At 59.1% G+C, this 13806-nt stretch carries 14 protein-coding genes; 11 read left to right on the top strand and 3 right to left on the bottom strand.

Going from position 1 to position 13806, the window contains the following annotated elements; genetic code table 11:
- The first annotated feature begins 59 nt into the window (after positions 1–59).
- From ACMG4N_RS06365 to ACMG4N_RS06390, 6 genes are all read left to right on the top strand, one after another.
- Positions 60–1064 (top strand): aminoglycoside phosphotransferase family protein, encoded by a 1005-nt coding sequence (locus tag ACMG4N_RS06365; protein WP_297770185.1) that lies wholly within the window; start codon positions 60–62, stop codon positions 1062–1064.
- Entirely contained in the window at positions 1061–1726 is a 666-nt protein-coding gene (gene murU, locus ACMG4N_RS06370) for an N-acetylmuramate alpha-1-phosphate uridylyltransferase MurU (RefSeq protein WP_297770188.1), read from the top strand. The genes ACMG4N_RS06365 and murU overlap by 4 nt, the downstream gene beginning before the upstream one ends.
- 117 nt (positions 1727–1843) lie before the next feature.
- A complete protein-coding gene (gene rpe / locus ACMG4N_RS06375) occupies positions 1844–2518 on the top strand; it encodes a ribulose-phosphate 3-epimerase (protein WP_297770191.1) in 675 nt (224 codons plus the stop codon).
- Positions 2519–2546: 28 nt separating this feature from the next.
- Entirely contained in the window at positions 2547–3143 is a 597-nt protein-coding gene (locus ACMG4N_RS06380) for an NlpC/P60 family protein (RefSeq protein WP_297770194.1), read from the top strand.
- A 1332-nt stretch (positions 3144–4475) separates the two neighbouring features.
- Entirely contained in the window at positions 4476–4778 is a 303-nt protein-coding gene (locus tag ACMG4N_RS06385; RefSeq protein WP_297770197.1) for a hypothetical protein, read from the top strand.
- Between the two features lie 153 nt (positions 4779–4931).
- On the top strand, positions 4932–5228 hold the full coding sequence (locus ACMG4N_RS06390; RefSeq protein WP_297770200.1) for a hypothetical protein: 297 nt from the start codon (positions 4932–4934) through the stop codon (positions 5226–5228).
- Positions 5229–5457: 229 nt separating this feature from the next.
- Here the strand turns inward: ACMG4N_RS06390 and ACMG4N_RS06395 are convergent, their stop codons facing one another.
- Both ACMG4N_RS06395 and ACMG4N_RS06400 read right to left on the bottom strand, forming a co-directional pair.
- Complete coding sequence (locus ACMG4N_RS06395; protein WP_297770202.1) at positions 5458–6084, bottom strand: N-methyl-D-aspartate receptor NMDAR2C subunit; 627 nt, start codon at positions 6082–6084, stop codon at positions 5458–5460.
- Positions 6081–6542, bottom strand: coding sequence for a winged helix-turn-helix transcriptional regulator (locus ACMG4N_RS06400; protein WP_297770205.1), 462 nt, complete (start codon positions 6540–6542; stop codon positions 6081–6083). Before ACMG4N_RS06400 ends, ACMG4N_RS06395 begins: the two co-directional genes overlap by 4 nt.
- Positions 6543–6700: 158 nt before the next feature.
- On the opposite strand from ACMG4N_RS06400, the gene ACMG4N_RS06405 reads away from it, so the two are divergent.
- On the top strand, positions 6701–7810 hold the full coding sequence (locus ACMG4N_RS06405; protein WP_297770207.1) for an NADH:flavin oxidoreductase: 1110 nt from the start codon (positions 6701–6703) through the stop codon (positions 7808–7810).
- A gap of 295 nt (positions 7811–8105) precedes the next feature.
- Here the strand turns inward: ACMG4N_RS06405 and ACMG4N_RS06410 are convergent, their stop codons facing one another.
- Entirely contained in the window at positions 8106–9404 is a 1299-nt protein-coding gene (locus tag ACMG4N_RS06410; protein ID WP_297770211.1) for an MFS transporter, read from the bottom strand.
- A 284-nt stretch (positions 9405–9688) separates the two neighbouring features.
- Here ACMG4N_RS06410 and cyoA point away from each other — a divergent pair, with 284 nt between their 5' ends.
- The 4 genes from cyoA (at position 9689) to cyoD (ending at position 13797) form a co-directional block, all read left to right on the top strand.
- Positions 9689–10675, top strand: coding sequence for a ubiquinol oxidase subunit II (cyoA, locus tag ACMG4N_RS06415; protein ID WP_297770215.1), 987 nt, complete (start codon positions 9689–9691; stop codon positions 10673–10675).
- Between the two features lie 140 nt (positions 10676–10815).
- Positions 10816–12816: a cytochrome o ubiquinol oxidase subunit I gene (gene cyoB, locus ACMG4N_RS06420; RefSeq protein ID WP_297770218.1), complete on the top strand. Its 2001-nt coding sequence runs from the start codon at positions 10816–10818 to the stop codon at positions 12814–12816.
- Positions 12809–13444, top strand: a complete 636-nt coding sequence (cyoC, locus tag ACMG4N_RS06425) for a cytochrome o ubiquinol oxidase subunit III (RefSeq protein WP_297770221.1) — start codon at positions 12809–12811, stop codon at positions 13442–13444. The genes cyoB and cyoC overlap by 8 nt, the downstream gene beginning before the upstream one ends.
- Positions 13441–13797: a cytochrome o ubiquinol oxidase subunit IV gene (gene cyoD, locus ACMG4N_RS06430; protein ID WP_035250241.1), complete on the top strand. Its 357-nt coding sequence runs from the start codon at positions 13441–13443 to the stop codon at positions 13795–13797. Before cyoC ends, cyoD begins: the two co-directional genes overlap by 4 nt.
- Positions 13798–13806: the final 9 nt, after the last annotated feature.

The raw sequence follows: 13806 nt of genomic DNA on the forward strand, positions 1-13806 counted from the left end.
TGTACAGCGGCGGCAATTCCGCCCTGTAAAAGCGGCAGTGTAATCGAACAAGGAAGGCAATGCAGCCTGATAAAAGTAAATCCGACAATAAGGCCGACCCCCGCAAGGTCGCCCTGGACCAGTGGGTAAGTACTTACCTCGGTGCCGGTGTGGCGGGTGAGCCGGCTTCCGCGGATGCCAGTTTCCGTCGTTATTTTCGCTATCAGCATGGTGGCCGCAGCCTGATCGCCATGGATGCGCCGCCGGCCCAGGAAGATTGTCGCCCCTTTATCGACGTGGCCCAGCGTCTTCAGCGTGCCGGCCTGCATGTGCCGGAAATCGTCCATCAGGATCTGGACCAGGGCTTTCTGCTGCTCACCGATATGGGCAATGAAACCTGGCTGACCGCCCTGAACGAGAACAATGCGGATGCCTGGTACAGCGCCGCCATCGATACCCTGATTACCCAGCAGTTGCATACCGATGTGAGCGGCCTGCCAGTCTATGACGAAGCCCTGCTGCAAAGGGAGCTGGAGCTGTTCCCCCAGTGGTACCTGTTTCGCCACCGGGAAAAGGTGGTCACCGGCGAGCTGCGCCAGCGCCTGGACCGTGTGTTCGCTGTGCTGATCGAATCGGCCCTGGCCCAGCCGCAGGTCTTTGTGCACCGGGACTACATGCCCCGCAACCTGATGGTGTCCGACCCCAACCCCGGCGTGCTGGATTTCCAGGACGCGGTGGCCGGCCCCATCAGCTATGACGTGATCAGCCTGTTCAAGGATGCCTTTATCAGCTGGCCGGAAGAGCGGGTGCTGGGCTGGCTGCGCCAGTATTTCGACAAGGCCACCGCCGCAGGCCTGCCGGTGCCGGCGGACTTCGATACCTTTCTGCGCCACTGCGACCTGATGGGCGCCCAGCGCCACCTCAAGGTGATCGGTATCTTTGCCCGCATCTGCCACCGGGACGGCAAACCCAAATATCTGGGCGATGTAGCCCGATTCTTCGCCTACCTGCGCACCGTCATCGCCCGCCGCCCGGAGCTGGCGGACCTGGAGTGGATCCTGGATCAGCTCGAGGACAACGAGTGAAAGCCATGATCCTGGCCGCCGGCTACGGCAAGCGCATGCGGCCCCTCACCGACCATACCCCCAAGCCGTTACTGCAGGCCGGGGGCAAGGCGCTGATCGAATACCATATCGAGAAATTGCGTGATGCCGGCATCGACTCCCTGGTAATCAACACCGGCTGGTTGGGCGACAGACTGGCCGCCACCCTGGGCGACGGTCGGCGCTTTGGCATCCCCATCGCCTATTCCCATGAAGGCACTCCGCTGGAAACTGCCGGCGGCATTCGCCGGGCGCTACCGCTGTTGGGCGATGCGCCCTTTGTGCTGGTGAATGGCGATATCTGGACCGACTTCGACCTGTCCCGGCTGGTGGCAGACCGTCCCGACCCGGTGCATCTGGTGCTGGCGGATAACCCGGACCACCACCCGGGCGGGGATTTTCATCTGACAGAAGGGGGCCGGGTGCGCGATAATGGCGAACCCAGGCTGACCTATGCGGGCATGGGGCGGTTCGATCCGGCCCTGTTCCGGGATCTGCCCGATGGCGAAGCGAAACTGGCGCCGCTGCTGCGCGCCGCCATGGCAGACGATGCCGTCAGCGGCGAGCACCACATCGGCCAGTGGTGGGATATCGGCACCCCCGAGCGCCTGAACGAACTGGATCGATTGCTGACCCGACGCTGAAACGGTTTTTTGTGGGAGCGGTCGTTCGACAGCGATTTCGGCCCCGGCACATTTTCGCGGTCGAACGACCGCTCCCACAGTGACACTGTCGCGACAAACGAATTTTGAGGAATTGTCATGCCCAAGCAGGATTATCTGATCGCCCCCTCCATTCTCGCGGCCAACTTCGCCCGTCTCGGGGAAGAGTGCGATAACGTGCTGGCCGCCGGGGCGGACGTGATCCACTTCGACGTGATGGACAACCACTACGTGCCCAACCTGACCATCGGCCCCATGGTCTGCAAGGCCCTGCGCGACCACGGCATCACCGCCCCCATCGACGTGCACCTGATGGTCAGCCCGGTGGATGAACTGATCAGCATGTTCGCCGAAGCCGGCGCCAGCTACATTACCTTCCACCCGGAAGCCAGCCAGCACGTGGATCGCTCCCTGCAGCTGATCAAGAGCTACGGCTGCAAGGCCGGCCTGGTCCTCAACCCGGCCACCCGCCCGGATTGCCTGGAATACGTGATGGACAAGCTGGACATGATCCTGCTGATGAGCGTGAACCCGGGCTACGGCGGTCAGAAGTTTATCCCCTCCACGCTGGACAAAACCCGCGCCGTGCGCCAGATGATCGACGCCAGCGGCTATGATATCCGCCTGGAAGTGGATGGCGGCGTTTCCGAAAAGAACATCCGCGAAGTCGCCGCCGCCGGCGCCGACACCTTCGTGGCCGGCTCCGCCATCTTCGGCAAGGACGACTACGCCGCGGTCATCCAGCAAATGCGCGAGGAGCTGGCGCAGGCCTGAGGGCCTACGCCGCTCAGGAGGGAACCGAATGGCCACACCGCTGCCTTATCCCTCCATGCGCCACACCCTTCCTTTGTTAAGTTGTTTGCTGCTCCTGCTGGCCGGCTGTGCCGGCAGGGCACCTGTTGACGCGCCTCCCGCCTCGCAAGCGCCCGGTGCGCCCGCCGATGCGGCGTATGCCGGCACAGCACCGGATCTCCAGTCCCAGCAGGAACTGGATGCGCTGGTGGCAGAAGTGATGTCCGAAGCGCCGCCCCTGCGCGTTTCCCTGCAAGCCCAGCACGAAGACTGGAAAGGCGTTCCCTACCGCTACGGCGGCCTGAGCCCCCGCGGTGTGGATTGCTCCGGCTTTGTCTATCTCACCTTCCTGTCCCGCCTGGGTATGCAGGTACCGCGCACCACCACCGAACTGCTGAAAAGCGGCGAAAAAGTCCGCCGTGATGAGATCCGCGTGGGCGACCTGGTGTTCTTCCGCACCGGCCCCGGCAACCGCCATGTAGGCATCTACATGGGCAACGGCGATTTCCTTCATGCGTCCTCCAGCAAGGGCGTGATGACTTCGTCCCTCAGTAATCCCTACTGGCGCCAGCGTTACTGGCAGGCCCGTCGTCTGGCAGGCCTGTAATACGCTCCATCTCTTGCGCGCCTAGCGTTACCGCACCTACCCCTCTACCGAACGAGTAGGGTGCACTGAGCCTAAGGCGAACTGCACCATTTCCCACCCAAGCGGTGCAGTTCGCCCCAGGCTCAGTGCACCCTACGCAAACCGCAATTCATCCGTTGTACCCGAAGCGTCCCGCTTATTGTCGGCCTGATATGTGGCCACTCCTCCGCCCGTTTTTCACCCGCGCGCAAGTTTAATTTGTAGGATATGGCTTACATATTTTTGTAAGTTGCTGAGATAAAGTGAATTTTCGGGTTTTGGGGTGCGAGAAAAGTCCGAACTAAATTTCCTGTTCAACACGCAAATGCAAGAAAAGTCAGGTGAGAGTGGATGCTGCTCTGGCGGTAACCCACTGAGTCAATTCGGTTTTAGCGTGATTTGAGCAAAGAGTTGGGTCGGGGATATATTGCAAAGTGATATATCGCATCTGCAATTGAATACACTGTTAGGTTGTCATGAGATACAAGTGCCAAAATTGTGGTGAACTTTTCTCTCCCCGTAATGCGGGATGCGAGGATTGGAGGGAAAAGAAGTTGTCTTTTATATGCCCTCATTGTGGTGTGTATCTAAAAAGGCCTGAGAATATTATCAAAGAAAAGGGGTGGAAGGGTGCGGCTCCTACACTGATAAAATATGGTTTGGTAGCATTTGTCTTGCATTTTTTAGCTATATATCTAGGTGCTAACCATCCGTCGGTACTTGTCATTGTTGGAGGGATTGCCTTGATTGCTTTGTTCCTTTACGCATGGAGAACGCCTGAAGAAGTGAGGCTGGTTGAGGTTCTTGTGCCGCAACCTAACAAGAAGCTCCAGTTAGACCGCTGACGCGGCGGCTGAGCATGGCGTTATAAGTTGCGGGATCTAAAAGCATGGTGAAATTCCTTACCATCGGAAAGCTTAATGCGATCAGCGTCTACTGCGCTTGGGCAATGTTATTGGCCTGTGGCTTGTATTTCGCCTTTACGATGGTGGCTGAGTCTGGAGATAAAGGTGTATTGGTCAGGCTGTTCTACGGGTTTTTGGTTTTCGCAGCAGTGCACGTTGTTCTCGCATTCTTCGTCCGCTGCCCTCATTGTGGCCGGTGCCTCACCATCCAGACCTTTAAAAAGCCACATCCTGACTCAAGTGGTAATTGGGCATCCGTGGTTGCAAAGTGGTTCAGTGGCTCCATCGTGTGCATTCATTGCGGGAACAGAGTTAATACCAAGAACTTATAACAATCGGCTGCACAGAGACCGGTTTTTCGCCGCTTCGCGGCTCCAAACCGGCGCGTGAGCCGGGCGTTAGGTGTTAAATGGCATTAGACATATACCAAAAAATCGAGAACGACTTTGGCGAAAGAGCCAACGAAGTCCACGAAGAGTTGAAAGTTCTTGATGCCAAAACAAAGGGCATGATTGGCAATAGAATCATACGGGCTATTGTTTATCTATCTAATGGTGATGTTTCAACTTTTCACGAGAAAGTAAAGCTCGCTCAAGTAGATTGGCGTGATGTATTAATGCAAGCAGAGTACAGCTACCCTGAGAATGAGCGATTAAGAGACTTTGATAAAACATTTTATGAACTTGGCTTACTTAAAGGCAGAAACACCTAACAAGGCCAAGCAACATCGTTCGCTGCGCTCTCTGGACAGCCTTGGGCTTGCGCCTTTTGTGCATGGCTTCGCCATTGTTGCGCAAAATTTACAATCACAAGTCTGCCGTTGTTGGCGACGTTATGTTTGAAAGGGGGCTGAATGGCGAAAAGGATGACGAAAGCAGAGACGCAAGGTATAGCAGCCTTGATTGTGATTGCTCTTCCTATTTATGGGGCAATGAAGCTGGGAGAGTCTGTTGGTTGGGTTTCAATTGTAGCTATTGTGGCTTCAGTTGTCGGGGTGATCATTTTTGTCCGGGCCGTTCAGAAAAAACAGCGAAGAGAGTCCTTGATGGCGAAGTATAAGGATGAAGATCTTGTTTTGGCGCTTATGAATCGTTCCTTTTGGCAGGGGCAAACTGCTGAACAGCTTGTGGATTCGTTGGGTCGGCCACACTCCGTGGACTAAAAAGCCCTTAAAACCAAGAAGAAAGAAGTCTGGAAGTATAATCACCAAGGTGGTAACCGATACGGTCTTCGAATCACACTTGATAACGATCAAGTTGTAGGGTGGGACCAAAAAACATAACCACGATTAATGGGGTCAGCTCTTGCATCGTGCACTTGATTGAAATATTTAAGACCTGATCCCGATTTTTAGAAATCGCGCCGCGAGCGACACTCCTACGGATAGGGCGTTAATCTCGCAGATTCTTCAGTGCGCGACAGAGGTTTTCTCTGGCTGGCAACTCCAGCTTCTCCCTTAGCTCAGCGGTGTGATAAATCACCCCTTGATCCAGAAAACTCTCCAACACAGCGCTACGCCCTTTCCGAAACGCCGCCTCCGGCACAAAGTCATATTCCTTCCGAATCCACCCTTCATACCGGTCGTACAATTCCGCATCTGCCCCAAGAATACTCAGGTCGATATCCTGCAGCAGGGCCATGTCCGGGTCTGTGGGAGGGTGCGGGTGGATGGTGGCCAGGATGAGTTCGTGTACTCGGGCGCGCTGTTGATCCGTGAGGTAGCTGCCAGCAAAGTGCTGGGCAAACCAGTCTGCACTGCGAGCTTCGTTATCACTGGCGCGGGGATCGTAGATTACATCATGGGCCCACAAGGCCAGTTCCAGGCTAAGCGGATCTGCGGCGAGGTGTCGGTAATGGTCCAGCCATCCCAGGCAGGCGGCGACGTGGTCCAGGGTGTGGTAGTGGCGGTGGGGCTCGCTGTAGTGGTTGACCAGTTGTTGCCAGGTGGGCTCCGGGTCAGGCAGTAGCGGGGCGACGGCGGTGCGCCATCGTTGGTGCAGGGCGGACCCGGTGGTCATCCCGCTTCCTCCAGCGGCTTCCCATCTTCATCCACAAACCGCACATCCCGCACGGTGAGGGTCTGACCCTGCTGGTTCTGGACGGTAACCGGCGCCAGCGGCTCTCCGGTCTGGCGGTCCACCAGCTGCATGGTGTCTTTCTCGCCGTTCCAGCGTTCGCTCCACTGGCGCAGGGCGGTGACTACCGTAAACAGGTCGCGGCCCTTGTCGGTGAGGCGGTATTCGTAGCGCTTGCCGTGCTCGCCCACGTCCACACGCACCATTACCCCGTTGTCCACCAGCCGGGTCAGGCGGTTGCAGAGGATGTTCTTGGCGATGCCCAGGTTGTGCTGGAAATCCACAAAGCGGCGGGTGCCCAGCATGGCCTGCTTGACCACCAGCAGGGACCACCAGTCACCGACCTCATTGAGGGCGCAGGCTACCGAGCAGCCCATTTCATCGAAGCGTTTGCGTGTCATGGGTGGCATTGTACGCCAGAAAGGTTGCATAACGAAACCAAATAAGGTTTTATTACGCAACCAAATTGAGGGCCGCCGATTGGTGGCCTCGCTGATTCTGTTGTTTTTTATCGCGCTCGCTTGAGCGCCAGAGTGAAACAAAATTCGGGAGAGTAACAATGAGTGGTTCCCTGGACAGTCTGCTGCGCCCTTTTGCGCACAAATCCCTGAACCTGCGTAACCGGGTGGCCATGGCCCCCATGACCCGCACCTTCTCGCCGGGCTATGTGCCCAATGACGAGGTGGTGGGTTACTACCGCCGTCGGGCGGAAGGCGAGGTGGGCCTGATCATCACCGAGGGCACCTTTGTGGGCCACAAGGCGGCCAACGGCTATGAGCGGGTGCCGGCGATCTACGGTGATGTGGCCATGGCGGGCTGGAAGAAGGTGGTGGATGCGGTCCACGAGGCCGGTGGCCAGATTATCCCGCAGCTCTGGCACGTGGGCTCGGTGCGCAAGCCCGGGATTGGTCCGGACAAGGACGTGCCCGGGCATTCGCCGTCCGGCCTGTTCAAGCCGGGCAAGGAAAATGGCCACGCCATGACCCATGAGGACATCCAGGACGTGGTGCAGGCGTTTGCTGACTCCGCCAGGGCCGCCAAAGCGGTGGGCTTTGACGGGGTAGAGATTCATGGTGCCCACGGCTATCTGCTGGACCAGTTCTTCTGGGAAGGCACCAACCAGCGCGATGACGAGTACGGTGGCTCCATCGAGAACCGCGCCCGCTTCGGCGTGGAGATCGTCAAGGCGGTCCGTGAAGCGGTAGGTGAGGAGTTCGCCATTGTGCTGCGCTTTTCCCAATGGAAGCAGCAGGATTACGACGCCAAGCTGGCCCAGAATCCGGAAGAGCTGGAACGCTTCCTGATGCCGTTCGTGGACGCCGGCGTGGATATTTTCCATGCGTCTACCCGTCGTTTCTGGCTGCCGGAGTTCGAGGGTTCCGACCTGAACCTGGCCGGCTGGACCAAGAAGATTACCGGGAAGCCCACCATTTCTGTGGGTAGCGTGGGGCTGGATGGGGATTTCCTGAACAGCCCGGAAGGCATGGGCGGCACCGCCAACCCGGCGGCGCTGGATGAGCTGACCCGACGCATGGACAACGACGAGTTCGACATGATTGCGGTGGGCCGGGCGCTGCTGCAGGACCCGAACTGGCTGCTGAAGGTGAAGGAAGGGCGTGAGGAAGAGATCGCGCCGTTTACCAAGAAAGCGTTGGGGAGCTTGAGTTAAGAGCTACAAGCTACAAGCTACAAGCTGCAACGCGGATCCGGGTTTGTCGGGTCTGATAGGAAAGAGGCCGCGTCCAGATGTTGGATGCGGCCTTTTTGCGTTCTACGGAGCCGCTGTAGGAGCGCCTCTTGAGGCGCGAACCGAGCGACAGCGAGGAAGAGATTATCAGCTGGTTCGGGTCTCTCTATCGGGAGCCCTGTTCCGTTCTGACGACCCTGATCGTCCTCCGGACGATTCCGCGTTTGCACGCGGTTCGCGGCTCAAGCGCCGCTCCTACGGCGGCCTTGTCGAGAGCTTAGTCCTCGCTTTGGTCCACCAGGGTCTGGTTCACCGCCAACGCCAGCAGGGTGCAGATGACGCCGGAGAGCAGGTAGACGGTGACCGACAGCAGGCCGAACTTGGCGGACAGGCCCAGGGCCACCAGGGGGGCGAAGGCGGCGCCGAACAGCCAGGCGAAGTCGGAGGTGAGGGCGGCACCGGTGTAGCGGAAGCGGCGCTCGAAGTTGGCGGTGACGGTGCCGGAGGCCTGGCCGTAGGAAATCCCCAGCAGGGCAAAGCCGAGCAGGATGAAGGTGTCCTGCATGGCCGGGCTGCCCCCCATCAATAGCGGGGTGAGCAGGCTGAAGACGCCGATCACCGCCGCCAGGGCGCCCACGGTGGTGCGCTTGCCGATGCGCGCGGCGATCCAGCCGGAGCCGATGGTGGCGATAATGCCCACGATGCCGCCGACGATCTGCACGGTCAGCACCTGGCCGGTGGTCTGGCTGCCCTGCAGGGCGATCCAGGACAGCGGGAAGATGGTCACCAGGTGGAACAGGGCATAGCTGGCCAGGGCGGCGAAGGAGCCGATAAAGATGTTGTAGCCCTGCTTGCGCACCATCTCGGTGGTGCCGATGGGCTCCAGCTCGCTTTCTTCCAGGGCTTCGGTGTATTCCTCGGTGAGCACCAGACGCAGGCGGGCGAACAGGGCGACCACGTTGATGGCGAAGGCTACGAAGAACGGGTAACGCCAGCCCCAGCCCAGGAAATCCGGGGCGCTCAGGCTGTTATAGAGAAACAGGAACAGGGCGCTGGCAATGACGAAGCCCAGCGGGGCGCCCAGCTGCCCGATCATGGCGTACCAGCTACGCTTTTCCTTTGGTGCGTTCAGGGCCAGCAGCGAGGGCAGACCATCCCAGGAGCCGCCGAAAGCCACCCCCTGCATGATGCGGAACAGGGCCAGCAGGGTAATGGCGTAGCCACCCAGCTTCTCGTACCCGGGCAGGAAGGCGATGCCGGCGGTGGCGGTGCCCAGCAGGAACAGGGCGGCGGTGAGTTTGATGCCGCGACCCCAATGACGCTGGATGGTCATGAACAGGGCGGTACCGAAGGGCCGGGCCACAAACGCCAGGGCAAACAGGGAGAAGGAATAGAGCATGCCCTGTAGCGGGTCGGCGAAGGGGAAGAATACCTGCGGGAAGATCAGTACCGAGGCGATGCCGTAGACAAAGAAGTCGAAGTATTCGGAAGTCCGGCCGATGACCACTCCGACGGCGATTTCATTGGGCGCCACCGGGGCATGACTGGAACCGTGGGACTGCTGGGGTTGGGACATGTTGTGCGCTCGAATTTCGTGTTGGGGAGTTGCAAGCTACAAGCTTCAAGCTGCAAGGCGCGGTGATGGCTTCGCGGCTCTGCTCGGCCGTGCCCGCGTATTGCCCTAGGCGCGGGCACAGAATTGCTACAACGAATCAGTCTGATCGCGTTGCAGCTTGAAGCTTGTAGCTTGTAGCTCATTCCCCTAGCACTTTAAGGCCATGGGACAAAATGTCCAATACCCGCTTCCCATTGCCTTGGCTAGAGTTCCCCTATCCCATAAGCCAACCAGAATAGCCGCCAATGCAAATATTCAAATACTTGCGTGGAGTGTCGCTGACGTTGCTTGTCGCTGCCCTGCTGTCGGGTTGCGATGCAGTCGTGATGTCCCCCTCTGGTGATGTGGCAGTGCAACAGCGGGACCTGCTTGTCTGGTCCACCATCCTGATGCTGCTGGTCATCGTTCCTGTCATCGTGCTGACCTTGTGGTTTGCCTGGCGTTACCGCGCGTCAAACACCGAGGCCACCTACAAACCGGACTGGACCCATTCCACCGTGCTGGAACTGGTGATCTGGGCGGTGCCGCTGCTGATCATCATTGCCCTGGGGGCGATGACCTGGGTGTATACCCACAAGCTGGATCCCTACCGGCCGCTGGATCGCATCGACGCCAACACCCCGATCCCGGCGGATCTGGAGCCGCTCACCGTGGAAGTGGTGGCGCTGGACTGGAAGTGGCTGTTCATTTACCCGGAGCAGGGCATCGCCACGGTGAATGAGCTGGCGGCGCCGGTGGATCAGCCGATCCGCTTCAAGATCACCGCCTCCACCATGATGAATTCCTTCTTCATCCCCGCCATGGCCGGGCAGATCTACGCCATGGCCGGCATGGAGACCAAGCTGCACGGCGTGATCAACGAGCCGGGCGTCTACCAGGGCTTCTCCGCCAACTACAGTGGCGCCGGCTACTCGCACATGAAGTTCCAGTTCCATGGCCTCAGCGAGGCGGACTTCCAGGCCTGGGTGGACAAGAACAAGGCCAGCGGCAACACCCTCAGCCGTGAGGTCTACAAGGCGCTGGAAGTGCCCAGCATCAAGGACCCGGTGAAGCGCTATGCCAGCGTCGACCCGACCCTGTACCACGCCATTCTCAACCGCTGCGTGGACCCGGGCACCGTGTGCATGGAAGACATGATGTATCACAGCGGCCATGGCAAGCAGGAGGCGGATGCCGCTGAAGGGCACGACGCCCACGCCGGCCATGACGCGCATGGAGGCCACCATGAATAAATCCTTGCGGATTTTCCCTCTCCCCCGGCCCCTTTATTCGCTTCGCTCACCCTTCGGGCCAGCCTGCGGCTGTTCTGCGCTGCGCTGGTCCCCCAAAGGGAGAGGGGAGCAAACAAAAATTGTCGTAGCAGGTGTCGCCCATGTTTGAAAACCTGGACCTGACCAAACTCATTTTCGGACGTCTCACCTGGGACGCGATTCCGTTCCATGATCCGATCATTCTGGCTACCTTCGCCGTGGTGGCAGTGGGTGGCGTGGCCATGCTGGTGGCGCTGACTCGCTACAAGCTGTGGGGGTATCTGTGGACCGAGTGGTTCACCTCCATCGACCACAAGAAGATCGGCATCATGTACATCATCCTGGGGTTGGTGATGCTGCTGCGCGGTTTCGCCGATGCCATCATGATGCGCCTGCAGCAGGCCTTCGCCTTCGGCGACAACATGGGCTATCTGCCACCGGATCACTACGACCAGATCTTCACCGCCCACGGCGTGATCATGATTTTCTTCGTGGCCATGCCGCTGGTGACCGGGATCATGAACTACCTGATCCCGTTGCAGATCGGCACCCGTGATGTGGCCTTCCCGTTCCTGAACAACTTCAGCTTCTGGATGACCGCCGGTGGCGCCGCGCTGATGATGGTGTCCCTGTTCGTGGGCGAGTTCGCCAAGACCGGCTGGCTGGCCTATCCGCCACTATCGGGGATATTGCAGAGTCCCGGGGTGGGGGTGGATTACTACATCTGGTCGTTGCAGATCGCCGGGGTGGGTACGCTGCTATCGGGGATCAACCTGCTGGTGACCATCGTCAAGATGCGTGCCCCGGGCATGAGCCTGATGAAGATGCCGGTGTTCACCTGGACCTCCCTGTGCACCAACGTGTTGATCGTGGCGGCCTTCCCGGTGCTGACCGCCGTGCTGGGCATGCTGACCCTGGATCGTTATCTGGGCACCGCCTTCTTCACCAACGACATGGGCGGCAACGCCATGATGTACGTGAACCTGATCTGGATCTGGGGTCACCCGGAGGTGTACATCCTGATCCTGCCGGTGTTCGGTATCTTCTCCGAGATCGTGGCCACCTACAGCCGCAAGCCGCTGTTCGGGTACACCTCCATGGTCTACGCCACCGTGGTGATTACCGTGCTGTCCTACCTGGTATGGCTGCACCACTTCTTCACCATGGGCTCGGGGGCCAGCGTGAACTCGTTCTTCGGGATCACCACCATGATTATCTCGATACCGACAGGGGCGAAGATCTTCAACTGGCTGTTCACCATGTTCCGTGGCCGCATCAAGTTCGATGTGCCCATGCTGTGGACCCTGGGCTTCATGGTCACCTTCGTGATCGGTGGCATGACCGGGGTGTTGCTGGCGGTACCGCCGGTGGACTTCGTGCTGCATAACAGCCTGTTCCTGATCGCCCACTTCCATAACGTGATCATCGGTGGCGTGCTGTTCGGTCTGTTTGCCGGTATCACTTACTGGTTCCCGAAAGCCACCGGTTACAAGCTGGATGAGTTCTGGGGCAAGCTGTCGTTCTGGTTCTGGCTGATCGGTTTCTACTTCGCCTTCATGCCGCTGTACGTGCTCGGCCTGATGGGCGTGACCCGTCGTGTCAGCCACTTCGAGGATCAGTCCCTGCAGATCTGGTTCCAGATTGCCGCCTTCGGTGCGGTGCTGATTGCGGTGGGTATTGCGGCCTTCCTGATCCAGTTGATCGTCAGCTTCCGTCGCCGCGAAGCGCTGGCCGATGAGACCGGTGACCCGTGGGATGGCCGTACCCTGGAGTGGTCTACTTCCTCGCCGCCGCCGCCTTACAACTTTGCCTTCACTCCGCGTGTGCACGATCTGGACGCCTGGTGGCAGATGAAACAGCACGGCTTCAAGCGCCCGGAATCCGGCTTTATCCCGATTCACATGCCCAAGGGCACCTGGGCAGGCATCGTGCTGTCGGCGATCAGCGTGGCCTGTGGCTTCGCCCTGATCTGGCACATGTGGCTGGCGGCAGCGGTGACCTTCGTGGCACTGATCGGCACCGCCATCTACCACACCTTCAATTACGACCGTGACTACTACATCCCCGCTGAGGAAGTAGAACGGATTGAAGCCGAACGAACCAAGGTGCTTGCCAATGTCTGAAGCAACCATGACCGCTGACGTGAAAACGCAGGATGGCCAGCTGGAGTTTCTGGTGAAGGGGGATCACCACCCCCAGAACGGTACCCTGCTGGGCTTCTGGCTCTACCTGATGAGCGACTGCCTGATCTTCGCTGCCCTGTTCGCCACCTACGGTGTGTTGGCGCGCAGCTATGCGGGCGGGCCCACCGGCATGGAAGTGTTCGATCTGTCCCTGGTGGCGATCAACACCTCGTTCCTGCTGTTGTCCTCCATCACCTATGGCTTTGCCATGCTGCAGATGCAGGCCAACCGCCTGAAGGGCACCCTGTTCTGGCTGGCGATCACCGCCCTGCTGGGCGCGGCCTTCCTGGGGCTGGAGCTGTACGAGTTCTATCACCTGATCCACATCGGTGCGACGCCGCAGACCAGCGGCTTCCTCACCGCCTTCTTCGCCCTGGTGGGCACCCACGGCCTGCACGTGCTGTTTGGCATCGTCTGGCTGGTGACCCTGTTGTTCCAGCTGAAGAAGCACGGCCTGATCCCTGCCAACAAGCGTCGGGTGTTCTGTCTGTCCATGTTCTGGCACTTCCTGGACGTGGTCTGGGTGGGTGTCTTTACCTATGTCTATCTGATGGGAGTGCTGCCATGAGTGAGCATACACACGACCACGATCACCACGAGGCGGAAGGCCCCCACGTTAGCCTGAAGGAATACGTGATCGGCTTTGTGCTGGCGGTGATTCTTACCGTGATCCCGTTCTGGCTGGTGATGGGCAATGTCTTCGAAAGCTCCACCACCACAGCGCTGCTGATCCTGTCCTTCATGGTGGTGCAGATCGTTGTCCACATGGTGTTTTTCCTGCACATGAACTTCCATTCGGAAGGGGGCTGGAACATGCTGGCACTGATCTTCACCCTGGTGCTGGTGTTTATCACCCTGGCCGGTTCCCTGTGGGTGATGATCAGCCTGAACAACAACATGATGCCGGGCATGATGGGGTAACACCTCAGT

Source organism: Alcanivorax sp. IL2, assembly GCF_047495475.1.
Lineage (GTDB): Bacteria > Pseudomonadota > Gammaproteobacteria > Pseudomonadales > Alcanivoracaceae > Alcanivorax.

Bases quoted from the DNA above. Each gene is read 5' to 3' on its own strand.
- ACMG4N_RS06410 (WP_297770211.1), bottom strand. From the start codon at position 9,404: ATGTCCCAACCCCAGCAGTCCCACGGTTCCAGTCATGCCCCGGTGGCG.
- ACMG4N_RS06385 (WP_297770197.1), top strand. From the start codon at position 4,476: ATGGCATTAGACATATACCAAAAAATCGAGAACGACTTTGGCGAAAGA.
- ACMG4N_RS06380 (WP_297770194.1), top strand. From the start codon at position 2,547: ATGGCCACACCGCTGCCTTATCCCTCCATGCGCCACACCCTTCCTTTG.
- cyoD (WP_035250241.1), top strand. From the start codon at position 13,441: ATGAGTGAGCATACACACGACCACGATCACCACGAGGCGGAAGGCCCC.
- rpe (WP_297770191.1), top strand. From the start codon at position 1,844: ATGCCCAAGCAGGATTATCTGATCGCCCCCTCCATTCTCGCGGCCAAC.
- cyoA (WP_297770215.1), top strand. From the start codon at position 9,689: ATGCAAATATTCAAATACTTGCGTGGAGTGTCGCTGACGTTGCTTGTC.
- ACMG4N_RS06365 (WP_297770185.1), top strand. From the start codon at position 60: ATGCAGCCTGATAAAAGTAAATCCGACAATAAGGCCGACCCCCGCAAG.
- ACMG4N_RS06395 (WP_297770202.1), bottom strand. From the start codon at position 6,084: ATGACCACCGGGTCCGCCCTGCACCAACGATGGCGCACCGCCGTCGCC.
- cyoB (WP_297770218.1), top strand. From the start codon at position 10,816: ATGTTTGAAAACCTGGACCTGACCAAACTCATTTTCGGACGTCTCACC.
- ACMG4N_RS06400 (WP_297770205.1), bottom strand. From the start codon at position 6,542: ATGACACGCAAACGCTTCGATGAAATGGGCTGCTCGGTAGCCTGCGCC.
- ACMG4N_RS06405 (WP_297770207.1), top strand. From the start codon at position 6,701: ATGAGTGGTTCCCTGGACAGTCTGCTGCGCCCTTTTGCGCACAAATCC.
- cyoC (WP_297770221.1), top strand. From the start codon at position 12,809: ATGTCTGAAGCAACCATGACCGCTGACGTGAAAACGCAGGATGGCCAG.
- ACMG4N_RS06390 (WP_297770200.1), top strand. From the start codon at position 4,932: ATGACGAAAGCAGAGACGCAAGGTATAGCAGCCTTGATTGTGATTGCT.